Origin of the sequence: Pelagicoccus sp. SDUM812005 (assembly GCF_031127875.1) — a bacterium.
Taxonomy (GTDB): Bacteria; Verrucomicrobiota; Verrucomicrobiia; order Opitutales; family Opitutaceae; genus Pelagicoccus.
On record NZ_JARXIA010000001.1, the window covers coordinates 747,688 to 771,856 of the forward strand.

Genomic DNA, 24,169 nt, shown 5'->3' on the forward strand with positions numbered 1-24,169 from the left:
GCAGTTTGCTTCTGCTGCGATCCTGTATCGAAAATCAAGATACGAACTATTTCCTGTTTTATGAAGATGCCTGTTTTATGTTTGCTGCTTCTCGGAGCGCTTGGATTCGCTTTTCCGCTCACTGCTGCTCCTGCGCAGGCGGATTTCTATGTCGCGACGGACGGCTCGGATCGGTGGTCGGGGCGTTTGGCTTCGCCGAATGCCGATAGGAGCGATGGTCCCTTCGCGAGCTTGTCACGAGCCCGCGACGCGGTGCGCGAACTCAAGAAGGCGAAGGGCGGCGATATCCTGGTATCGATCCGCGGCGGAGAATATCGCTTGGACGAAACGGTGGTTTTCGGTCTGCAGGATTCCGGTCGCGGGGCCGCAACGGTTACCTACGCAGCCTATTCCGGCGAGACTCCAGTCTTTCGTTCTTCCGTCGAGGTGAAAGGCTGGAAGCTTTTGCAGGAATACCCGTCGGCTTTGCCGGCGAGGGCTCGAGGCAAGGTACGGGTTGCGGAGGTAGATGAGAAATTCCTTACCCTCTACGACGGGGAAGGGCGTTTGCCGCGCGCTCGTTCGGCCTCCTTCGCGGCGCAGGTTCCGGAATCGGAGGAGGAGCAAGCCGCCTTCAAGCTAACCAAGAACAAGCTCTACTATCCGAAAGGCGCCCTCAAGGATTGGCCGAATCTGGAGGATGTGGAGCTCTTCATTCGTCCGCAGCACGCTTGGATCTTCAACATTCTTCCCTTGGCGTCCGTGGACGAGGCGGCAGGCGTGGCCTATACTAAAATTCCGGGAAGCTACACCCTGCGCCCGCAGATCATACAGCTGGTAGAGTCGAAGCTGGCTTGGGTGGAGAATGCGCTCGAGGAACTGGATGAGCCGGGCGAGTGGGTTTTGAATACGCAGGAAGGAAAGCTCTATTTGTGGCCTCGATCCGATACGCCGGTCTACCGTCCGCAATTGCGGGAGCTGATTCGGGTGGAAGGCTCTATCGACCGTAAGGGGCCTGTGGATACTCCTGTGAGAAACCTCGTTTTTCGTGGGCTACACTTTAAGCACGGAGACCGCTACACCTTGAAGGAGGACGATGCGGGCTTGCAGCACGATTGGGAGATGCTGGATGTCGACAATGCTTTGATGCGCTTTCGAGGGGCGGAGAATTGCGTTGTGGACAAGTGCAGCTTTAGCGATAGCGGCGGCGGAGCGATTCGTCTGGATCTGTATGGACGCGGGAATCGATTCCAGGGGAACCAAATCGAAAAAATTGGAGGAACCGGGATCTTGCTGTGCGGATATGGTCCGGGCACGAAAGACGTGAACGGTAGGAACGAGGTATCTAACAACCGGATACGAAAGTTTGGGGAGATCTATCGTCACTCTCCTGGGATCATGCTGTGGCAAAGCGGCGAGAATCGAGTGGTCAATAACTTGATACACGACGCCCCGTACTGCGGGATCATCGTATCCGGATTCTTGTCGCACTTCTTCGGGCGTCCCGACGGCCGGGAATTGGTACGAACCATCCGTTGGCATGAAATGGGAGAGTTGAAAACGATGGAAAGCTGGGAGGAGGCCGTGCCTTTTCTGCACTCCCACGACAACCGGATCGAGTACAACGAGATCCATCACGTCATGAGCGACATGGGGGACGGCAACGGAATCTATGTTCGCGGGGCCGGTCCGGGAAACGTGATCCGTCGCAACTACATCCACCACCTTCTCGGTCCCACCCGCATGCAGGCTGCGATCCGGACGGATGGTGGACAGCGGGATACGCTGATTGCGGAAAACGTGATCTACAAGTGCACCGCCAAGGGCATCGTCCTGAAGCTGAACAATCGCGTGGAGAACAACCTGGTGATGGACTTAGTGCCGGCCGAGTTCCGCGGAGAGTCGATTCCGCCGTCCTACTTGGTTTTGCGGGAGTCTCCCTTGGAAGGGGCCAGGATCGAGCGCAACCTGTTTCTAACGTCGGGAGGGAGCGCCGTTTTTTATGACGAAACGAAGGAACGGCGCTTTCCGGTCATGGCGCTCGCTAAGGATGCGGATACCGATTTCAACGTATTTTGGGCTGCGGAAGATCCGAGCTTGAGCGAGTCGCACCTCGCCACCTCGCAATCGCAAGGCGTCGATGCCCACAGTCTGGCGGCTGATCCGCTCCTGGTGGCCCCGGAGAAGGGCGATTTTCGCCTTACGCTCGCATCGCCCGCGAGGAGCCTGGGCGTGCTGTCGCTGGACGTTTCCGAAATGGGAGTAAAGGCTGATGGTCCGGCACCTTCAGCGGAGAAGTGAAGACGCGTCCCGGTTCGGAGCTAGGTAAAACGCACCCCTGAAAAGTACGGTAGTTCGGCGCCGTCGATTGCTCTATGATGCTGGGTGTCTGAAGGCTCTCTGGGAGCCGCCCGCCCCGAAACCCCATGTTCGATACTTTCCCCGTAAGTGTTTTTTCGCGCCTGCCTAGTGGTCCCGTTCGCAGGACCAGTGAGGTGAGGGCGTTCGCTTTGTCGCTGCGGCTTTGGAAAAGTGTATCAAATATTTGGGCACCGATAGCGGCGAATCAAATTTGAAAATCTTAAATGATATGAGTGATCGTATGTTTCGCTACCCCACCTTTATTGGCGCTATTATCTTGTCGGTTGCCTCCGCATTTTTAGGCGCCGCTTTCTCTTCAGCAAAGGAAAGCGTCCTGCATCCCTATTGGGCGCCGCGGACCTGGGAGTTGAGGGCGGATGACATTACGACCATTATGGGGTTTCGGGCTGAGCTTTCCGGAAACCTGGAGGTTGAAGAGCGCCCCACGCCGACCGTGGTCAACAATGCCTTCATTCGTGGCTTCAAGACCGAGAAGGACGTCATGACCTGGGAAGTGTACGCGCCCGCTGCGGCTCGTTACTCGGTCGCCTTGCTCTACACGGGAAACAAGCAATTGCTTTCCGAAACCACGGTGGAAGTGTCCTCGGGGAAAACGAGAATCGTGGAGCGGGCGATCGTGCCGAATTGGGATACGCGTCCCGCGGTGGTGCGGCACGCGGTGGCGCAGACCTTGTTGCTGAAGAAGGGGATTAATGAAATCAGTTTCCGGCTGGTGGATTTCGAGGGCACTCCCGCGGAACGAGAGGCCTTGGAGAGCATCCCCAACGCTCGCGGCAATCCGACCCCGTTTGCCTTTTGGTCGATCGAGTTGGCCCGTCCCGAAGCATTGGCCGCCCTCAAGGCGCGGGCCGAGGCGCAGCGGGCGGATGTGCAATGGATGGTCGATGGCAAGTATGGGCTGTTCGTGCATTTCTCGTCGGGCTCGCGACCGTTCAACGGTGGCCCTCGTCTCGGCGATCAGTACCAGAAGTTGGTCGATGCTTTCGATGTGGATGCCTTCGTAGAAAAGGTGGTTGAGATCGGCGCGTCGTGGGTGTGCTTCACCTGCGCTCATGGGACTCAGCATTGGCCGGGACCGAGCAAGACGATCGACAGCATCAAGCCCGGCTTCACCTGCGAGCGCGATCTGATTCGCGAGCTGATCGATGGCTTGGGCAAGCATGGAATCCGCTTGATGCTCTATTACAATCCGAATAGCGGCATGGAGGATTTGTATGGGAATACGTATGGGAGCGGCGCGGAACCGGATCCGAGCGGTTATTTCGAGTTTTTGGAGAATCATTTTCGCGAGGTGAGCCTGCGCTATGGCGAGGATCTGGCCACCGCGGCTGGCTATATCGACGACTGCGGTTGGAAGGTATACCAGCTCGATCCGCCTTGGGAAAAGCTCGCCAACGCAATCAAAGCCGGCAACCCGCAGGCGCCCGTTGGCTTCAGTCAGAATATCTTTCCGAACCTCACGCCCTTTAGCGATATGGTGGTTTCCGATGGTTCCGGTCGAGTGCCGGAGATCCAGCCGGAATTCCTGTTCGAAGAAGGCGGGCAATTGGAAGGACAACACCGGGCGGCTTGGTTCTACATGGATGGATGGTCTAGCCGGACTGGAGAGGGGAAGTGGACGCAAGAGCCGAAGTTTTCTGCGGAGCAGTATGTCGAAATATTCAAGGCCGCGGATGCGGCGAATATGCCGATCACCATCAACCTGGCCATGACTCCGGACGTAAAGGCCGGGCAGCCTTTCTTCAATCCCGAGTGTATCGAAATTATGAAACAAGTGCGTAAGGCCGTGAAGGGCTACTAGCGCGCTTCTTGTGTGTTCACTTCATTAATATGAGATCCATCAAAGATCCAAGATATATGTCTCTTCCCGCGGTCGCGTTGGCTCGATGTAGGGCTGGCGCTCGCGCCGCGCCGCATTGGAGGAGCGCGGGAAGATGCATTCTAGGGAGTCGCGGCGTGCCGCAAGCGGCAGCCCTACCATTCGGCCCTTTGTTTTAGACTACCATCACTTCCTGCTGCGACTTTTGTTACCCCGATATCATATAAAATGAACCCCACTATGTTGCTATTGATCCGATCGCTTTCCAGCCTTTTAGCGGTCGCCGCTACGGTGCTGGCTGCGAACGCCCAGTCTACGACGAAGCTCTGGTACGACGAGCCTGCGGAGTATTTCGAGGAAAGCCTGGTGCTGGGAAATGGTAAAATGGGGGCCTCGGTCTTTGGGGGCGTTGAATCGGATCAGATCTATTTGAACGATGCCACGCTTTGGTCGGGGGAGCCGGTCGATCCTTACATGAGTCCGGAGGCATACGAAGCCATCCCAGAAATTCGGGAGGCGCTGGCGAACGAGAATTACGAATTGGGAGATAAGCTGAATAAAAAGCTTCAGGGCAAGTTCACCGAGTCCTTCGCTCCGCTGGGGACTCTGTATTTGAATTTCGAGCACGAGGGAAAAGCCGAAAACTACTATCGCGAATTGGATATTAGCCGAGCGATCTCGAAGGTGAGCTACGAGGTGGATGGAGTGAACTTCTCACGCGAGTACCTGATCTCGCATCCCGACCAGATCATGGTGGTGAAGCTCGCTGCCGATCAGGAGGAGTCCTTGAATTTTAGCGTGAGTTTCGAGAGCTTGTTGAAGTACGAAACGAAGGTGGAAGCTTCGGTCCTGAAGGTGGACGGTTACGCGCCGTACTACGTTGCCCACAATATTCAAAAGTACGTGGAGGATCCGGTGCGTTTCGACAAGGACCGGGGAACGCGTTTTTCGTCCTACCTAAAAATTGTCAACAAGGGCGGCGAAGTGACTTTCACGGACGACTCCTTGGTGGTGAGCGGCGCCAGCGAGGCTACAGTCTACCTGTCGATCGCGACCAGCTTCAATGGATTCGACAAGGATCCAGCCAAGGACGGTCTGGACAATAAGGCGCTGGCGACTGCGCAACTGAATAAGTCGTCTCGGAAAACTTTCGATGAGATCCGAAGCGCCCACCTCGATGATTACCAGTCATATTTCAGTCGGGTGGAGCTGGATTTAGGGGAGACTCGAGCTCCTGACTTGAGCACCGACGAACGGCTGAAGCGCTATTTTCACGGCGCTGAAGACAAGAATCTAGAAGTATTGTATTTTCAATACGGTCGCTACTTGCTGATTGCCAGTTCCCGTACCAAGGGCGTTCCCTCCACCTTACAGGGCATTTGGAATCCCTACCTGCAGCCTCCCTGGTGCAGCAACTACACCATGAATATCAATGTAGAGGAAAACTACTGGATGGCCGAAACGGCTAACCTTTCCGAGTTCCACATGCCTCTTCTAAGCTACATTGAAAACCTCTCCAAGACCGGTGCGGTAACGGCGAAGACTTTTTACGGGGTCGATCAAGGTTGGGCGGCCTGCCATACTTCGGATATTTGGGCGATGAGCAATCCGGTGGGCGATTTTGGTCGCGGTAGTCCGCGCTGGGCGAATTGGAATATGAGCGGGACTTGGTTGGTGACGCACCTCTGGGAGCACTACCAGTTCACGCAAGACAAGGATTTCCTAAGGAACGAAGCCTACCCGCTCATGAAAGGCTCAGCTGAGTTTTGCCTGGAATGGATGATCGAAGACGAGAAAGGGCGACTCATCACCTCGCCCTCGACGTCACCAGAAAATGCATACATCACCCCCGAAGGCTACAAAGGAGATACCCTGTACGGGGCTACGGGCGATTTGGCGATGATTCGCGAGAGCTTCCTGCAATTGATCGAGGCATGCAGGATTTTGGATATCGACGCTGCCTTCAGGGCGGAATTGGAAGCGGCCCTAGAAAAGCTGCACCCCTACCAAATTGGCAAGAAGGGGAATTTGCAGGAGTGGTACCATGATTGGGAGGATGCGGACCCGCAGCACCGTCACCAAACGCACTTGTTCGGCTTGCATCCTGGCGGCCACATAACTCCCGAGGCTACGCCTGACCTAGCGGCAGCAAGCCGTAGGACGCTCGAAATCAAAGGCGATGAATCGACCGGTTGGTCGAAGGGCTGGCGCATCAATCTCTGGGCTCGGCTGCAAGACGGAAACCATGCCTACAAGATGTACCGTACTTTGTTGCACTACGTGGAGCCGTCTGGCCTGTATACGAACTACAGCAAGGGAGGCGGGACGTATCCAAATCTGTTGGACGCGCATCCGCCGTTTCAGATCGATGGCAACTTCGGGGGAGCCGCCGGCGTCGTCGAAATGCTGATGCAGTCGCACCAAGGGAACATCCAGTTGCTGCCGGCCTTGCCGGATGCCTGGCCGGAAGGATCGATCAAGGGATTACGGGCCCGCGGCGGTTACGAGGTGTCGTTCGAGTGGTCCGGAGGAACGCTTACGAGCGTAGAGATTTGGGCTAAAAATGCGGGGGACGTAACTTTACTCAGTGGCGGAAAGGAACGTATCGTGAAATTGGATGCAGGCGAGCGTAGAACGCTGAAATGGTAGGCTGCCTTCGGCGAAGCGAGTAGACCGGAAAACAGAACAATTAGGAAGTAAGGAATTATGAATACGAGGAGAAAACGGTTTGGTTGCCGAGGATGCCTTTGGGGCATGATCGCTCTGATCTCTGTGGTTAGCGTCCAGGCCATGGAAATTTATGTTTCCCCGGAGGGGGGAACGGAAGCTGACGGCAGCGAAGCCCGTCCCTTCGGATTGATTTCTGAAGCGGTGGAAGCGAGCCGGCAACTGCGTGGAAAGGGCTACGAGGAGCCGATTACTATCTATCTGCGCGAGGGGCGGCACCCTGTGAGCGAAACGCTTGTGTTGGGGATGAAGGATGGAAACCCTTCGCAAGCGAGGCAAGTCACGCTCGGCGGCTATGGAGCGGGGGTGGTTGCTGAACCAGCCTATTTGACCTTTGCAGCCTTTCCCGGAGAAAAGCCAGTCGTAAGCGGTGGCCGGCCGGTGGAAGGATGGAGGCTGATGCGGAAAGCTCCGGCGGAATTGCCTGACAAAGCGCGTGGCAAGGTTTGGGTAGCGGATATGCCGGAAGACATGGAGCGGTTTTATACGCTCTACGATGCGAAAGGGCGCTTGAAGCGGGCTCGGGACGAGGGCTTTGCCTATACCAAGCAGGGCGACAAGAGAACGCTGCACTTTCCGAAGGGAGCCTTGAAGGATTGGGATAATATAGAGGACGTGGAAATTCAGGCCCGGCCTGGCCGGGCTTGGACCATCAACATGCTGCCGCTTGCCACGGTCGACGAAGCCAATGGCGTGGCCACCACCGGCGCGTCCGCGACTTACGGTATGGGGCCGCTTCCCGGTTATTTGCATAAGGACGACGAGTCGGTCGTTTGGGTAGAGAACGTTTTAGAAGCCCTCGATGAACCGGGTGAATGGGTTGTGAATAGCAAGACCCGAAAGATCTACCTTTGGCCTTCCGATCCCGCTCCTGATGGATCCCCGCGTGGTATTTTGGCTCCGGTTACGACCGAGCTGATTCGCGTGGAAGGCGAGATCGATTACGAAGGTCCAACGGATAAGCCTGTCCGCGGAATCGCTTTCGAAGGTCTAACTTTTTCGCACGCGGATCGTTGGGCATGGAAGAGCGACGAAGGTCGAGTCGGCTGGGGGTTGCAGCACGACTGGGATATGTTCGATCGCCCGACTGCCTTGCTGCGATTCCGAGGAGCGGAGGAGTGTATCGTTACCGGCTGCCGTTTCGTCAATTCTGGCGGTTCTGGCCTGCGTATGGACTTGCATGCCCAGCGGAACCGCGTCGCCGATTCCGAGTTTGCCCACCTGGGCGAGGCAGGCATTCTTCTAGCGGGCTATGGCCCGGGAACCAAGGATGCGAACCGTCACAATGATGTAGTGAACAACTACATACACCACTTCAGCGAGATCACTTGGCATTCGCCAGGGATTTGGGCTTGGCAGAGCGGGCATAACAAGATCGTGCACAACGAGCTGCATCATAGCGGTTACTCGGCGGTTCTGATTACCTGTCGCATCAATCCCTATCGAGTCGGCAGCCTGGATGGCGAAGGAGCCCGTACCGTGCGCAGCAATGAGATCGAGCCAGGCAGCTCCGGAGAGAGGACCTACGCGAATTGGCAGAATCGCGAAAAGTACTACCACGCGCGGCACAACCTTTTGGAATACAACCGGATCAGCGATACGGTTCAGTTGCTGTCGGACGGTAATGGCATTTACGTGTCAGGAGCGGGAACCGGCAACATCGTTCGCTACAACTACCTGCACGATAGCTTGTCCCACACCTTGCCCGCACCGATTCGTTGCGATGACGACCAGCATGATACGCTGATTTTTGGTAACGTCATTTATAACAACTACGGACGGGCTGCAGGCATCGCGTCCAAGGGAGTGAACGATATCATCAACAATTTCATCGTAGCTCCCGCGGCGGTGCCGACTTGGGGATACCTCAGTTTCGAATGGGTTCCCGTGACGGGATCGAAAGTGCGCAATAACATTATCGTTTCCCATCCGGACGGCGGGCGTCCTCAGTTCGCGCGGCCGAGGGATATGAAGAACCCAAGCCCGAACAGCCCGACTCTCGAGGAAACGATCAACGATGCGAATCTGTACTTCAACCCAGCGGATCCTCGCTGGGTCGAGGACTATCTTGAGATGATGCGGGCGAACGGAGACGAAGAAGCAAGTCTCTTTGGCGATCCACTTTTCGTCGATCCGGAGAGCGGAGACTTCAGTTTCAAGGAGGGCAGCCCCGCGCTCGAACTCGGCATCGAACCGCTCGATGCGAACAAGATGGGAAGGATTAAATTATAGACTTATAAAGACATGAACATTCTAAACAAAATTACTAGGCTATGCGGCTTAGCCGGTTTGACCGCTTTTGCCCTGTCTGCGTCGACTCTTAGCGGTGCTCCGAGCGCTGCTCCGGACGCGTCGCTTCTCGTAAGCGATGGAAGTGTTTTCACTCCTCAGGATATCTTTCCCAAGTTCACTTGGGATACGACTCCGGTGTATTACATGTTTGGTGACAAGGAACGAGTCCTAACACCGGAGGAGATTGAATTTATCGCGGAACGGACCGACTTTTTGTGTATCGAGAAGTCGCACGGATTAGGTGAACTCGGCGCAGCGGAGCTGGGAGCCAAGCACGATGCGGCTGCTTTCAAGGCCGCGAATCCGGATATGACGGTTTTGTTTTATTTTAACTCCACTTATGCTTGGCCTTATACCTCGTACAATAAGGACTTCACGCGGGAGCGGATCGATTCCAATGCGAAGTTGAAGTCCTTTCTGCTGGAGGACCCAAAGACAGGGGAGTTGGGCCGGCAGCATGGGAGTGTCTACATGTTCGACATCTTGAACCCGGAGTTTCGGGAGTGGTGGGTAGAGACGGTGGCTCGAGGTGTGGAAGACTCGGGCACCGACGGCGTGTTCATCGACCAAATGCATGGCAACGTACGCTTGCGTCGAGACAAGGCAGAGGAGATCGCTCGCCACATGGGGGACATGATGGCGGAACTGAAAGCTCGGATTGGTCCTGATAAGATCCTCTTGGGCAACAATGCGAACAACAAGGACGCCCGTTTCGTCTATCCGGTTTGCGATGCGCTGATGTTCGAGAACTACGCGGACGTACGCTCTTCGAAGGAAAACCTTCTCGTCGAATGGGGCGATATGCTGCGTAACGCCCAGGAGGGGAAGGTTACGGTCTTTCGCCTCGGGGTGGAGGGGCACGGTCGCGGTTTTCTGAGAACCATTTCGCGAGAGAAAAAGCATGAGATCATGCCAGCCCTTTCGCAGGATAAGTTGGAGTTTGCCTTAGCCTGTTACCTCATTGGGGCGCAACCGTATTCGTATTTCATGTACAGCTGGGGGTGGACCTTGGATGACGGGGCTTTGGTGGATTATCCGGAATTGAGAAAGCCGCTGGGACCACCGCAGGGGCCGTATCGTCGGACTAATCCCGATGGTTGGGAATTCACGCGTGAATTCGAACATGCCAGCGTTTGGGTGAATACGGAAACTAGAAAGGCTAAGATAACATGGCGTTAAGAATGAGAGAGGCAGCCCTGGCGATACTGGGCTTCTGTGGCATCGTTGGCATCCAGCAAGTCAAGGGCGAGGAGAGCACGCCGCAAAAACCGAACATTGTCCTCATCATCACCGATGACCAAGGCTACGGCGATCTCGCGTCCCGAGGGAACCCCTACGTTCAGACGCCTTATCTGGACAAGCTGCATGAGGAATCCGTTCGTTTTTCGAACTACCACGTCTCAACGACCTGCGCTCCGAGTCGTGGAGCCTTGATGACGGGGCGGCACCCGAACCGTATCAACGTTTATCATACGATCACGGGGCGTTCCATGGTTTACGCGGACGAGAAGATGTTGCCCCAAGTATTGGCGGAAAATGGATACGTCAACGGGATGTTCGGGAAGTGGCATCTGGGGGATAACTATCCGTTTCGCCCGGAGGATCGCGGATTTCACGAAGTCGTTCGCCACGGAGGCGGGGGCATGTATCAAGGCCCCGACTATTGGGGAAACGATTATTTCGACGATACGCTTTGGCACAACGGAGAACCGGAGGCTTACGAAGGGTATTGCACGGACGTGTTCTTCGAGGAGGCAATGCGCTTTATCGAGGATAACGCCCGTTCGACAGGCTCAGGGCAGGAGAGTCGCCCGTTTTTCGCCTACATCTCGACCAATGCGCCGCATGCTCCGCTCAACCTGCCCGAGAAATATTTCAATCTGTACAAGGACCACCCGGAGTTGCCGGAAACGGCGGAACGGTTTTATGGGATGATCACCAACATCGACGACAACGTGAAGCGCCTGGACAAGAAGCTTGCGGAACTCGGTTTGCGGGAGAACACGATTTTCATCTTCACCACCGATAACGGTTCCGCTTGGGGACGTCGCGTTTACGACGGAGGCCTGAGGGAGGGAAAGGGCAGCGTTTACGAGGGAGGTCATCGGGTACCGTTTTTCGTGCGTTGGCCTGAGGGGAATTTGCTTGGAGGTCGGGACGACGAGAGGCTGGTGTCGCACTACGATCTGCTTCCGACCTTTGTCGATTTGCTGGACCTGGACTTTACGCCGACGAAACCGCTGGACGGGATCAGCTTTGCGTCCTTGTTGCGGGATCGGAACGCAAGCTGGCCGAACCGTATTCTAATGGTCGATACGCAACGACTGCAGAATCTGGTGAAATACAAGAATTACGCGGTTATGGACGAGCGCTGGCGTTTGGTGAACGGCAAGGAGCTCTACGATGTGACGCAGGACCTGGCTCAGAAGGAGAACGTGATCGAACGTTATCCGGAGGTAGTCGGGCGTTTGGCTCAGGGCTACGAGCGAATCTGGCAGTCGTTTTTGGACGAAGGAGCGGACGAACGCTTCGCTTACATCAAGGTAGGCACCGCTTACGAGAATCCGAGTCGTATCAACGCCCATGATATGCTCACCGGCAAGCACGGCGGAGCCTGGCACCAGCACGGGCCGGTTGTGGCCTCGCAGGTGACGGGACGCTGGAAGATCGAGTTTGTCGAGGACGGACGGTATCGGGTTTCGCTGCGGCGCTTTCCGCGGGAAAGCGGACTTGCGATCAATGCAACTTTTCCCGCTCAGGCGAAACGGGTCGAGCTGGAGCGCGTTATGCCAGCCAGCGTAAAGGACGACTTTGTAGAGGCCTATTTGTATGTAGCTGGCTTGAGTGGAACCAAGAAGATCGAGCCCGGGCAGGAGGAGGTTAGCTACACAGGATTCGTGCCTGCCGGAAAATACGATATGGAGGCCCAGCTGATCGATGCGGACGGGCGCGTTTACCCATCCTATTATGTTTACATCGAAAAGCTGTAGATTTCGAAAACCTTACGAACATGAGAAATATATATAAAATTCCTACGCTTCTAGCTCTTACTTTTCTTGGTCCTCTCTTCGCTGAAGAAGAGAAGGCAGTTGATTACGTGGCGGGAGAAGGAAACGAAGTGGATTTTGGCAAGACGTCCATGTCTGCCTATACCCCTGAGATTCGTGAAAACATGAAGCAGCTCTACGAGGACAAGATCGGCATGTTCGTGCATTTCGGTCCGTATGCCCAGCTCGGAGGTGAGTGGCAGGGCAAGCGGCTTGCTGCGGAATGGATCATGAAGGTTGGGCAGATTCCCGTGAAGGAGTACGAAGAGCATGCGGCGCGGCGTTTCCAGCCGGAGAAGTTCGACGCCAGCGAGTGGGTCGACATCGCGGAAGCGGCGGGAATGAAGTTCATCGTCGTAACGGCCAAGCACCATGACGGCTTCGCCATGTACGATTCCGAGCATCCTTACGATCTCGTCGATTTCGCGGGCTTCGGTCGCGATATCATGAAGGAGCTAGCCGAAGAGTGCTCCGAACGCGACATGAACCTTGGCTTCTATTATTCGCAAAGCTTCGATTGGCATGAAGAAGGCGGTGTGGGCAACGATTGGGATTTTGGGGAGGTGTTGAAGCCGCAGCCCAAGTTCGACGCCTATTTCAATGGCAAGGTGGTTCCGCAAGTTAAGGAGCTGACTCAGAACTATGGCGACATTTTCATGATTTGGTTCGACACGCCTGCCCAGTTGAGCGACGAGCAGTGTCAGTTGCTCATGGATACGGTGGCGGCGAACCAGCCGGGCGCCCTCGTGAACTCGCGCCTGGGCAATGGCTACGGCCACTTCGATGTTTCCATCGACAACGGTATGACGCCCGCTGTGAGCAAGGACACTTGGCTGCCCGACCTGAAGGTGCCTTGGCAAACGCACGAGTCGGTCACGACCGGTGGGTGGGGCTACACGAAGGACGGCGGAGAGAACGACCGTTCGGATCACTATTCGGAGTTTATATACAGCGTGTCGCGCATCGTTAGTTATGGTGGCGTCTACCTTTTGAATGTAGGGCCACGTCCTGACGGAACCATTCCGGAAACGCAAGCGGCCAGCATCAAGGCGATCGGGGATTGGCTAAAGGTAAACGGCGAGGCGGTTTACGGGGCGGATCCGAGCCCGCTGAAGTTTCCTCCCTACGCCATAACGAGCAAGCCCGGGAAGCTCTTTCTGCATTTCCAGGACTTAGACGAAACTGAAGTCGAACTGGATGGGGTTCTGTCGAAGGTGAAGAAGGCCTACGTTTTGGCCGATACGCAGCGGACGCCGCTTAAGGTGAAGCAGAAGGGGGCGACCATTCGGGTAAATGTACCCGAAAAATTGCGACAAGAGCACGTCACGGTGGTAACCTTGGAGATCGCCGACGAGGTTGCCAAAGTTGTCGACGAGACCTTGCAGCAGGAGAAGGACGGCTCGATCAAGCTGCCGGTTTCGCGTTGCGAGTTCGCGATTCGCCGCATCAGTTATGATTACGAGCGGGAAGTGACGGTGCGTTGGAGCGAGAAGGAGAAGCAAGGCTTGATCTGGACGGTTAACGTGACCGAGCCAGGTACCTTCAAGGTGTTCAGCGAAGACACGGGTGCCAAGGAGTTTACTTATGAGGTGTCGACGCCTGACGATTCTATCGTGCTCGATGCGGACGAGAATATCGGCCAGATGACTCGCAAGAGCCACGATGGAACGCTTACGATCAAGAAGGCTGGAGTGCAGAAAATTACTGCGTATCCAAAAAATGCGGTCAGGAAGCTGCGGCGATATCATATGAAGGGCCTTGAGCTTGTCCCGGTGAAGTAGGGGAGACTTGTCGACCCTGGGAGGGGGAGCGACGGGAAGCGCTACCCCGCAAACATGGGGTAGGATTATTTTTCTAGAACTGTTATTATCTCACGGAATTTTGCTTACCCGAATCCCCTTTGCATCGATCCCGATAAAATTTATGTGTGTACGCTCTTTACTGAAAACCGCCCTCGCCGTGACGGCTGTGGCTGGCTTGTCCCTCGCCTCGGTCGCTTCGGCTGTGGCCCAAGAATCTACTCTGATTGGAGACGAGCCCGGCAAGGCTTTCCGGCTCTGGTACGACGAGCCTGCTCCGGACAGCGACGAGGGCTGGGCCAACCGCTCGATTCCGATGGGCAACGGCTACATGGGGCTCAACGTGTTCGGCGGTACCGATTCGGAGCGTATCCAAATTACCGAGAACAGCTTGTACGGCAAGATGGAGGCCCGGGGCTTTCGCCGCGGGGGGCTAAACAATTTTGCCGAGGTGTATATCGACTTCGGTCACGGCCAGGCCCGTGACTACGAGCGGGAGCTAAACCTGAACGACGGCGTTTCGTATGTGAAATACAAGCACGGCGGCGTGGAGTATTCGCGGGAGATTTTCGCTAGCTACCCGGACAAGGTTTCGGTGGTACGCCTGCGGGCATCGAAGGCGGGAGAATTGTCTTTCACCCTGCGGCCGACGATTCCGTTTCTGGGCGAGGACAAGTCCGGATCGGTGGAAGCGAAGGGCGACACGGTCACGCTTAGCGGCGTGACGCATCAGTTCAACGTGCAGTTCGAGGGGCAGTTCAAGGTTATCCCGCAAGGCGGCAGCATGAAGGCCAAGGGGGGAACGATCACCGTTTCCAATGCGGATAGCGCATTGATCCTGATCGCGGTGGGGACCAACTATAAACTCGATCCCAAGGTTTTCCTCACCGAAAACGAATCCGAGAAGCTGGACGGCTTTCCGCATCCGCACGCAAAGGTGAGCGGCTACATTGCCGACGCTGCTGCCAAGTCCTACGAGGAGTTGCTGGCGAACCATCAAGCCGACTACTCAGAGCTCTACGATCGGGTAAGCATCGATCTCGGTGCCGAAGAGCCGAGCGTTACCACCGATGAGTTGGTGGACGCCTATCCGGAAGGGCCTTCGAGCCGCTATCTGGAGGAGCTCGCCTTCCAGTTCGGGCGCTACATGTTGATTTGTTCGTCGCGGCCAGGCACCCTGCCGCCGCACTTGCAGGGGATTTGGAACGTCTACGAACGTCCGCCTTGGGCGTCCCAGTACCTCCACGACACGAACGTGCAAATGGCTTACGCTCCGGTTTTCTCAGCCAACATGCCGGAACTCTTCGAGTCCTATGTAGACTTCTTCAAGGCCTTCGAGCCGCGTCAGCGCTTGTATGCGACCCAATACGTCAAGGAGTTCAATCCCTCCCAGCTCGATCCCGAAGGCAACAACGGCTGGTCCGGACCTTTCTGGGCCAACCCGTATCATGTGCCGGGAAGATCCATCGTGGCCGGCTTTGGCACGGGCGGTTGGATCGGGCAGATGTTCTGGGACTACTACGACTACACGCGGGACGAGACCTTGCTGGAGGAAACGGTGTATCCAATTATGTACGAGCAGGCCAACTTCGCTTCTCGCTTCGTGCAGGAGATCGATGGGGCCCTGTTGGCTAGGCCATCCTCGTCTCCGGAGCAGAAGGTGCGCGACACGGTGGGGACCACCTTTGACCAGCAAATGTTCTACGAGAACCATCACAATACGCTGACGGCTGCCAAGATCCTCGGTCGCGACGACGAGCGATTGTCGGTATACGAGCGGCAGCTTCCGCTGCTGGACCCCATCCAGATCGGAAAGTCCGGGCAGATTAAGGAGTTTCGTCAGGAGGAGTTTTACTGCGACTTCAGCGACAACCTCGACCCGCATCACCGTCACACCTCCATGTTGCTCGGTTCCTATCCCGGGCAGTTGATCAACGACACCACGCCCGCTTGGCTGGATGCGGTTAAGAAGACGCTAACCCTGCGTACCCGCAAGTCGCACATTGGCTGGGCGCGAGCGGAGCGGATCGCGTTTTGGGCGCGGGTGCACGATGGCGACGAAGCCTATCTCTTCTTCCAGGATTTGCTGGGAGGAAACTTTCTGCACAATCTTTTCAACGACCATCGCGGCGGACCGCTCTTCCAGGCCGACGGGAATTACGGCGCTACGGCCGGGGTGGCCGAGCTGCTGCTGCAGAGCCAAGACTATGTGGTGAGCCCATTGCCGGCGGTACCTTCCGCCTGGCCGGACGGCAGCTATCGCGGTCTCTTGGCTCGCGGCAACTTCGAGGTTTCCGCCAAGTGGGCCGACGGGCAAGCCAGCCAGTTTGAGGTTGTATCCAAGTCGGGAGGGACCTTGGAACTGCGCTATCCCAACGTTGCTCAAGCAGCTGTCAAAACTGCAGCCGGGCGGAAGGTAGACGTTAACTCGAGAGGACGCGACCGCGTGAGCATCGAGACGGTTAAGGGACAAACTTATGTATTCACCAAGATCCCGCCTTATGCGCCGGTTGCCGCTCCGACGGAGCTGGCGGTCGCAGAGGGGCGCGCGAAGGATCAGATTAAGCTCTCCTGGACTGCAAGCGAAGATGCGGCCTCGTACAATCTGTATCGAGCAGTCGGAAACGCTCCGACCTATGAGCGGATCGCTTCCGATATCAAAGGTTCGGAGTTTCTCTATAAAGCGTCCGACCTGAAGCAGATCGGGCAGATGACGCTGAAGGTAACGGCAGTGCGCTCGGATGGACGGGAGAGCTCGGACGGAGCTACCGCGATCCGTTTGTTGCCGTAAGTAAGAATCGAAAACGCGGCCCCGATGCGCCGGGCCGCGTTCGAGGCGACCTCAAATGTTACCCCTGTTTTTTATGATACGAATACCCCTGATACCTTGTTTCATACCTTTTCATGATAGGTGTGCTTTCGCTGAACTTGAATGCCAAGGCAATGTAGGGCTGGCGCTTGCGCCACGCCGCAATGTAGGAGAACAGGAGAAGCGTTGATGAGGGTCGCACGGAATGCCGCCATTCGACTGGCTCACGGTCAGCGACAAGCGGCAGCCCTGCGCAGTCATTCAAATAGTATTTCGGTATGAACCTAATAAAATTCGTAGCTCTAACTTTCGCTCTATCTGGAGCGGCCCTTTCTAGCTTCGCGGCGGCCCCGTTTATTAGAGGCGAGCAGAATCCGGACGGAAGCTTTAAGAAGTGGCATCGCATCGAGCTGGTCTTTGAGGGGCCTGAGCTCGAGGAATCCTCGGAAACCTTTCGCAACTATCGATTGGATGTTACCTTCGTCTCGCCCAGCGGAAAGCGCTACGAGGTGCCGGGCTTCTTCGATGCGGATTGGAATCCAGCCAATACCTCGGCGACCCGTGGCAACAAATGGAAAGCCCGCTTCGCTGGGGGCGAGGAAGGCGAGTGGAGTTACCAGACGAAGTTCGTTACCGGCCAGAACGTGGCAGCCAAGCTTTCCGGAGGTAAGCGGGGAACCGGGCCTGATCGGCAGGAAGGCCGTTTCCGAATCGGCCCGCAGGACAAGGTTGGCAAGGACTTTCGAGCCAAGGGGAAGCTCGAGTATGTAGGGAAACGTTACCTACGCTTCGCCGATGGGGACTTCTTCATTAAGTTGGGAGCGAACAGTCCGGAAGTGCTTCTAGAGTACGGCGAATTCGACGGGACGCCGGGACATGAGGACGATCTCTATACGCCTAACATTAAAGATTGGATACAGGGCGATCCCACATGGGGTGACGGCAAGGGAAAAGGGATTATCGGGCTGGTGAACTACCTCTCGTCCTTCGGGCTCAACGTCCACTATTTCCTTGGCATGAACGCCTATGGGGACGGTCGCGAAGCGTGGCCGTGGACGGGCGAGGACGATATCGATATCTACGACGTTTCGAAGCTGGCTCAGTGGGAAGTGTTGTTCACCCACTTTGACCGGATGGGGATGATGGTGCATTTCCAGCTCTCCGAATCCGAAAACTCGAACTACCTGGAAGATCGGGACGGAAAGGGGGAGTTTTCCGACGCGCGCAAGATATTGTATCGCGAGATGGTCGCTCGCTTTGGGCATCACATGGCTATCACTTGGAATATCGGCGAAGAGAACCAAGCCAAAGGGGAAGGCTTCCACACTCCTAACACGCATGCGCAGCGCAAGGCGTTCGCAAGTTGGATTCGGGAGCTGACCTACTACGACGATCACATCTCGGTGCACAACGGGCCTGGTGGTGTCTTCGAGGATATTTTTCCGCAGCTTCTAGGGCACAAGGATCTGACCGGCCCTAGCTTGCAGACCTATTTGGTTCGCCCCGAGCGAAAGAAGCGCGTAATGCTGAGCAACCACGAGGAGGTTCGGAAATGGGTCGATCTCAGTGCTCGGAGCGGTCATCCGTGGGTCGTTTCCATCGACGAACCATGGTGGGGCAAGCGCCCGGAGGGTTTGGTGGATATCATTCGCAAAGAAGCGGTCTGGGGCGCTCTCATGGCAGGCGGACACATGGAGTTTTATACTGGGAAGGACGATGTATTGCATATCGACTACCGCCGCTACGAAGATTGCTGGAAAACCTTGGGCATTGCCGCCCGCTTTATGAACGAAAACTTCGCCCGTGAGATAGCGGAGATGGAACCGAACGATGCCTTGGTGGTGGGCGAGGACAATTGGGCTTTGGCCAAGGAGGGGCAGACGTATCTGCTGTATTTGAAAAATGGAGGCGAGGCCAAGGTTGACTTGAGCGGAGCTCAGGGAAAGACGTTTACTGTCCATTGGTTTAACCCGCGTCTCGGGGGAGAGTTGATCGAGGGGATGCCTGCTCGCGTGGAAGGTGGCGCTCGCGCGGTGTCGGTGGGAGTCCCGCCTGCCTCGAAAAATCAGGATTGGCTCGTGGTACTCAGGAAGCGAGGGTGAGGATTTAATGCGAAGACTATGAAAAGGAAATTATCAATTCTGATCGCTCTGCTTGTTGGCTTTTATTTTACGAACGCGAGTTTTGCTGGAACGGCAGAAGACGCATGGCTTTCGCTGGTCGGTGAAAGGTTCGCGAAGCGCCCAGAGTTCTATTTTATCGAAAACGATCCGGCCTTGCCGAACGTCCTCATTTACGGGGATTCCATATCGATTGGCTATACGGAACGGGTGCGGAGCCAGTTGAAGGGCGAGGCGAATGTTTATCGCTTGTATCGCAATGGCAGCGCCTCGAACGCGTTCGTTCCTTACGTTAGCAAGATGCTTGAAACGATGGAGAACGAGGATTTGCAGGATCGCTGGGATTTCGAGTGGGACGTTGTCCACTTCAATGTGGGCCTGCACGACTTGAAGTATCTCAAGAACGGCAAGCTCGATAAGGAGAATGGGCAGCAGGTGTCATCGATCGATGAATACAAGGAAAACCTGCATGCCATCGTAGCGTTTTTGGAAGAACGATTCCCAGGGGCAGAACTCGTTTTCGCAACCACAACCCCTGTTCCCGAGAATGCGGATGGGCGCTTTGCCGGCGATGCCAAGAAGTACAATGAGGCGGCGCTCGAGGTGATGTCTGAGTATCCGGCGATACGAATCAACGACTTGTATTCGTTTGCTAAGCCCCATCAGGAAGAGTGGTGGGTCAAGCCTGGCGACGTGCATTACAGCGAGCTCGGCAAAAACCGCCAAGGCGACGAAGTCGCCCGCGTAATCCGTGAAGCCTTGAGCCTCGCTCAGTAAGGCGTTATCGTTTATCCGCTATTGCAAGGGGCAGAACAAGGCTAAGAGGGCGATGATCCCCCCATCGAGCTCAGGACGAGGACGTAAATAAGAAGGTCGACTCGCTTCGGTCCTCGCCGACGTAGTCGGATCATTGCCGCGTAGCGGGTCCAGCGACGTAGGAGCGATGTTTGAATGTCTCTGATCCTGCAATGGGGATGTGATTAACAACGCTTCGCTTGATCCCTGCTGCGCAGGGCGATGATCCGGTCTTCGACCGGCGAGGACCGAGAGGAGGTTATTGGGGGGTTGAATGAAAAAGCGGGTTGGAGCGTTTGCTCCAACCCGCTTCGTTTACCTTATCTTAGAAGCTGAATGTGTTCGAGAGCACGAACTGGCGGGGGACTGGGATCGAGACGCGGGCGATGGATCCGTCGGGCTGGGTTTGGATGGCAACGGGATCGCTGTCGGCGAATACGTTGCGTGCGTTTAGCTGGACCTTCCAGTTGACCTTGTCTTCGAAGAGCTTGCGGCGGTAGCCGATCCAGAGGTCGGCGTAGCCGGTGTCTTCGTTGTAATAAGGATTGGATACGTCGCCGACTACGAAACGGCCGGAGGCGTCGAGGCCGTTGGGATAGCCGATGGCTCGCTTGTCCGTCCAACGGTAGGCGGCTCCTGTATTGAATCCTTTCATACGGCCTTCGCCGAAGGTGTAGTTGCCGAGCACGTTGAAGCTGTACTTGCTTAGCTCGGGCGTGTCCGAACCTTCGAGGGCTTTGGCGATGAAGTAGGCGCCGCCTTGGCCTGCGTTGTTCAAGCTGCTGCCCAGCAGGTCGGTGCCGTCGAAGTTGGCGGGCGCTAAGGGCGTTTCGAGCGCGTTGACGTTCATGGCGGTAAGCCGTGGGGCGTTTGGCACTGATTCGAAGATCTCGATAACGCGGTCGACGAGGTATCCCATGCGGGGGGCGACGTTGCTCCGTTGGGCGGTGGACTGGGACGCGTTGAAGGCGAGCCGCAGTTTTCGCGAAGGATTGTAGGTGAGCTCTAGCTCGTAGCCCTTGGCATTGAGATCAACCGTGTCGGAGAGCACATTGCTTGGGAACTGCACGCTGGAGTAGCTGCCGACGGTGGTGTCTGACTTCGGCGTGAAGACGAACTGCAGCTGCTCGCTTACCCAATCGTTCCAGAGTGGCGCGTAGGCGTCGTAGAACTGGTTTAGCTGGGCGAGCGACATGTATTCAGCGCCTTCGACATAGGCGGCTCCTCCGGGCTCGATAGAGTCGACGTAGCCGTTCTTGTTGGCGTCGATGTCGATGAAGCCGCCGGGAGCGTTGGGGTCGGGCTCCAGGTCGAAAACGCCGTCCCGGTTTTGGTCGTAGCCGTCGAGGGCGACGAAGAGGGCTCCGAATTCGCGGGAGCGAACGTTGAGGAACTGGCGGTATGCGTTGGAGGTGTCGCTGTAGTTTTCGTCGACGATGTTGGCCTCGTAGGCATTGAGGCGAAGCACCAGCTTGTCGTTCATGAGTCCGAGGGTGAGTCCGTAGTCCTTTGTCTCGCCGGATTGGTTCGGAACGGTGTTGCCTTCGAAGTCGTTGAGTCCGGGGACGGCCACGAAGTTGCTGTTTTCTCCGTAGTGGAAGGAAAGGCTCATGCCTTCGCCGAGCCATTGTGAAGGCGCTTTGAGGACTAGCCCGTAGCCGAAGTTGCTTTTCTTGGCGGATAGCGTTTCTGCCTCGTCGAGGTTAAAGAATTCCGGATCGAGGATGGGGAGGTTTTCGGGAAAGGTCGTGGTGAAGGGAGCCTGGGCTCGCTGCAGGTCGACCTTGTCCGTGCGCCAACCGAGGTTGGCGACGAGGAGATCGTTGAGGAAGAAACTCTGGAGATTGAGAGCTTGGGAACGTGTCTTGGTGAGGGACAGGTTCCCGTCGGTGTAGGTGAATTGCGATGAGTATTCGCCATAGGCGAGATGCTCGTCACCCAGTACGGTGGTGCGAAGCGGCTGGGTGAGCGGATCGCCTTCCGACTTGTAGGCAAGGGGGATCATATAACCTTCGGGCATATCGACCGATACGCGCGGATCTACGCCCGTGGTATGGAAGTCGGCGAGGCTGAAGTTCGGATCCTCGAAGGCGTTGAGGTAGGGGTCGCTTAAATAAAAAATGGCCGAGGATTGCCTTTGGAAAACCTGGGTATTGGTGGCGATGTGCCAATCGGCGTCGTTTCCGAATACCAGCGGCTTCTTGACCAAGGTTTCTTCGTGGAGTGAGTTCTTGTCGGCGAGGCCGCTAATGGTATGGCGTCCCAGCCAGCTGAAGATACCGCCTTCGAACTTTTCCTTGAGGTCGACCTTTGCAAAGGCCGTTGCCCGAGCGGATTCGCGCTCGTTCGCGTATTCCGTGCGGGACGCCGCGCTTGCGTATATATAGAGTCGTCCGAAGTTAGGATTGGTCGCTCCGAAGAGGTCGTTCGGCCCTACGGGCAGGCTGTAGTTGATATCTATATCGATACGAGGAGAGCCCGACAGCGAGAAGCCGCTGGATTCGAAGCTTTCGGCGGCATAGTCGATGCTCACGCCGTAGTTCCCGCTTTCGGAGACGGCCTCGAAGGAGAGCATGTGTCGGTCGAAGTCGTTGGAGTTAAGGTCGTTCGAACCGGTGATAAGGTTCTTGCGGAAATCGAAGACTTCGTAATCGAGCAGGCCTTGGTTGACCCAGCCGGTATAGTCTTGCCCGCCACGAGCGAGGGCGGTGGTGCCGATGCGGCTATACATGGGGTTGGAGGCGAACTGCAGGGAGGTATTGCCGAGCAGGTTATTGTCCGGGTCCCAGGTGGGGCTGCCGCGGCGGACGCGATTGTTGGTCCAGCCGGTGTCGACGGCGCGGGTCGGGTAGCCGGCTGCATTTTCGGTGCCATCGTAGACTGGCATCCAACCGTTTCGCTTTACGAAGAAGTTGTTGTAGAATGCGAAGTCGAGTGGGGTTCCGTTGATATCCCTTCCGGTGTAGGCGACGTTTCCTTCGGCGCTGTTTTTTAGCATATTACCGAAACCATCTAGGATATAGCGTTGGGCCTCGTTGCTGATGGTACCGACGGGGCCAAACTTGTCGCCGAGCGGATTGTCTATAAAGGTAGACAAGGTTTCGAGCGGTCCATTTCGTTCTATCGATATAAACTCGCTATCGCCTCTTTCGTAATTGGCGCTCAGGCTAATTTGATGTTCGGCGAAGGGCTTGTATCGAAGGGCCGCATACTGGCGCGACGCGTCGGTGAAGGCTGGCTTTTGCATAAACTCGTCATCCCTTTCCTTGGCGGCGAGGCGAAGGGCCAGTTTGTCCTGCAGGATGACTTTGTTGAGGTTGACCGAAATTTCGTTGGAGAAGTTGTTCTCGAAGTTCTCGGTGGATACGCGGAAGTCTATATCCACGGAGTCCTTGTTGAGGTGAGCGCTTTCGAGCCCAATGTTGACGATGCCCCCGGGGGAGCCGAGTCCGAAGAGGAAGGAGTTCGCTCCTCGGTTGATGTCGATGCGGCTCGAGTTGTAGGAGTCGAAGGGGATGCTGGTCGCGAAGTAGTTGGAGGTTCGCGTAGGGGCGGCCATGCCGCGGACGCGGCTGGCTGCGTTCGGGTTTTGCCGAGCCGCAGAGTTGTCGAGGTCGCCAGCCTGCTGCTGGTCGTCGTTCGAACGCGATGCGACTTGCTGGTAGTCGCTCATGGGGCCGAAGGCTTCGGTGCTGGTAGTATAAGCGAAGACTTCGTCGAGACTGGTCGCTCCGATGTCCTCCATAAACTCCTTGGTAACGACCTGCACGGAAGTTGCTACGTTCTTGAGGCTGGTATTCAAGCGACCGCCCGCCAAGGTTTGCGAGGAGTAGTATCCGACGTCGCCGGAACCGTCCACTTGGAAGGGGGATAGCTCGAAGATTTCCTCTTCCTCTTCTTGGGCGAAGAGGGAGACCGACAAAATGGGTGCGCACATCGCGCACGCCAGCTTCCGCTTTAGGCGCAGGGAGGCGCCAGGGAACAGGGTGTTCATCGTTGTAGTTTTATAGGTTTGTTGAGGTATGCAAATCGGGAGGCTTCGCCTCTTCTAGGGATAGAATACGACTTGCTGGGAGCCGATGTAGTTGTCGGACTCCGTGCCTGAAGTGTAGTGGATTTTACCGAAATGGAGTACCCTCTTTTTAGACGGTAGGGAGGTGGCGAGGGCGACGCTATTTGCTCAGGTTGAGGCCATTAGGTGAAGTTGCTAGCGTTGTAACTCTCAGAAGGACAGCGGGTAATAAAAACGATAGCGCAGTGCTTCTCGGGTTGCGGATGAGGGGAAGGGAAGCGCAGCCTAGGGTGGCGGAACGGATAATGCCTTGCCGAGTGGGGGCGCGACTGGCAGAAAAGAAGGCTTGTATGTTGGACCCCTCGCTTGCCGTAGATCGGCTGCGGAT

Annotated in this window: 11 protein-coding genes; 10 read left to right on the plus strand and 1 reads right to left on the minus strand. The window is 56.3% G+C overall.

Annotated elements, in window-relative coordinates; all coding sequences use genetic code 11:
- The first annotated feature begins 60 nt into the window (after positions 1 to 60).
- The 10 genes from QEH57_RS02785 (at position 61) to QEH57_RS02830 (ending at position 19,751) form a co-directional block, all read left to right on the plus strand.
- Entirely contained in the window at positions 61 to 2,280 is a 2,220-nt protein-coding gene (locus tag QEH57_RS02785; RefSeq protein ID WP_309005151.1) for a right-handed parallel beta-helix repeat-containing protein, read from the plus strand.
- A 289-nt stretch (positions 2,281 to 2,569) separates the two neighbouring features.
- The gene (locus QEH57_RS02790) at positions 2,570 to 4,162 is read left to right on the plus strand and encodes an alpha-L-fucosidase (protein ID WP_309005152.1); all 1,593 of its coding nucleotides are present in this window, start codon (positions 2,570 to 2,572) and stop codon (positions 4,160 to 4,162) included.
- A gap of 246 nt (positions 4,163 to 4,408) precedes the next feature.
- Complete coding sequence (locus QEH57_RS02795) at positions 4,409 to 6,829, plus strand: glycoside hydrolase family 95 protein (RefSeq protein ID WP_309005153.1); 2,421 nt, start codon at positions 4,409 to 4,411, stop codon at positions 6,827 to 6,829.
- Between the two features lie 141 nt (positions 6,830 to 6,970).
- Complete coding sequence (locus QEH57_RS02800) at positions 6,971 to 9,139, plus strand: right-handed parallel beta-helix repeat-containing protein (protein WP_309005154.1); 2,169 nt, start codon at positions 6,971 to 6,973, stop codon at positions 9,137 to 9,139.
- Between the two features lie 12 nt (positions 9,140 to 9,151).
- Entirely contained in the window at positions 9,152 to 10,378 is a 1,227-nt protein-coding gene (locus QEH57_RS02805) for a putative glycoside hydrolase (RefSeq protein WP_309005155.1), read from the plus strand.
- Positions 10,379 to 10,380: 2 nt separating this feature from the next.
- Positions 10,381 to 12,189 carry an arylsulfatase gene (locus tag QEH57_RS02810; RefSeq protein WP_309005156.1) on the plus strand — a complete coding sequence of 603 codons (1,809 nt, stop codon included), beginning with the start codon at positions 10,381 to 10,383 and terminating at the stop codon, positions 12,187 to 12,189.
- Between the two features lie 20 nt (positions 12,190 to 12,209).
- Positions 12,210 to 14,027 (plus strand): alpha-L-fucosidase, encoded by a 1,818-nt coding sequence (locus tag QEH57_RS02815; protein WP_309005157.1) that lies wholly within the window; start codon positions 12,210 to 12,212, stop codon positions 14,025 to 14,027.
- A gap of 142 nt (positions 14,028 to 14,169) precedes the next feature.
- Positions 14,170 to 16,836, plus strand: a complete 2,667-nt coding sequence (locus tag QEH57_RS02820) for a glycoside hydrolase family 95 protein (protein WP_309005158.1) — start codon at positions 14,170 to 14,172, stop codon at positions 16,834 to 16,836.
- Positions 16,837 to 17,132: 296 nt separating this feature from the next.
- Entirely contained in the window at positions 17,133 to 18,956 is a 1,824-nt protein-coding gene (locus QEH57_RS02825) for a DUF5060 domain-containing protein (RefSeq protein ID WP_309005159.1), read from the plus strand.
- Between the two features lie 18 nt (positions 18,957 to 18,974).
- Positions 18,975 to 19,751 carry an SGNH/GDSL hydrolase family protein gene (locus QEH57_RS02830; protein ID WP_309005160.1) on the plus strand — a complete coding sequence of 259 codons (777 nt, stop codon included), beginning with the start codon at positions 18,975 to 18,977 and terminating at the stop codon, positions 19,749 to 19,751.
- 343 nt (positions 19,752 to 20,094) lie between these two features.
- On the opposite strand, the gene QEH57_RS02835 is transcribed toward QEH57_RS02830, so the two are convergent.
- A complete protein-coding gene (locus tag QEH57_RS02835) occupies positions 20,095 to 23,706 on the minus strand; it encodes a TonB-dependent receptor plug domain-containing protein (RefSeq protein ID WP_309005161.1) in 3,612 nt (1,203 codons plus the stop codon).
- Positions 23,707 to 24,169 lie beyond the last annotated feature (463 nt).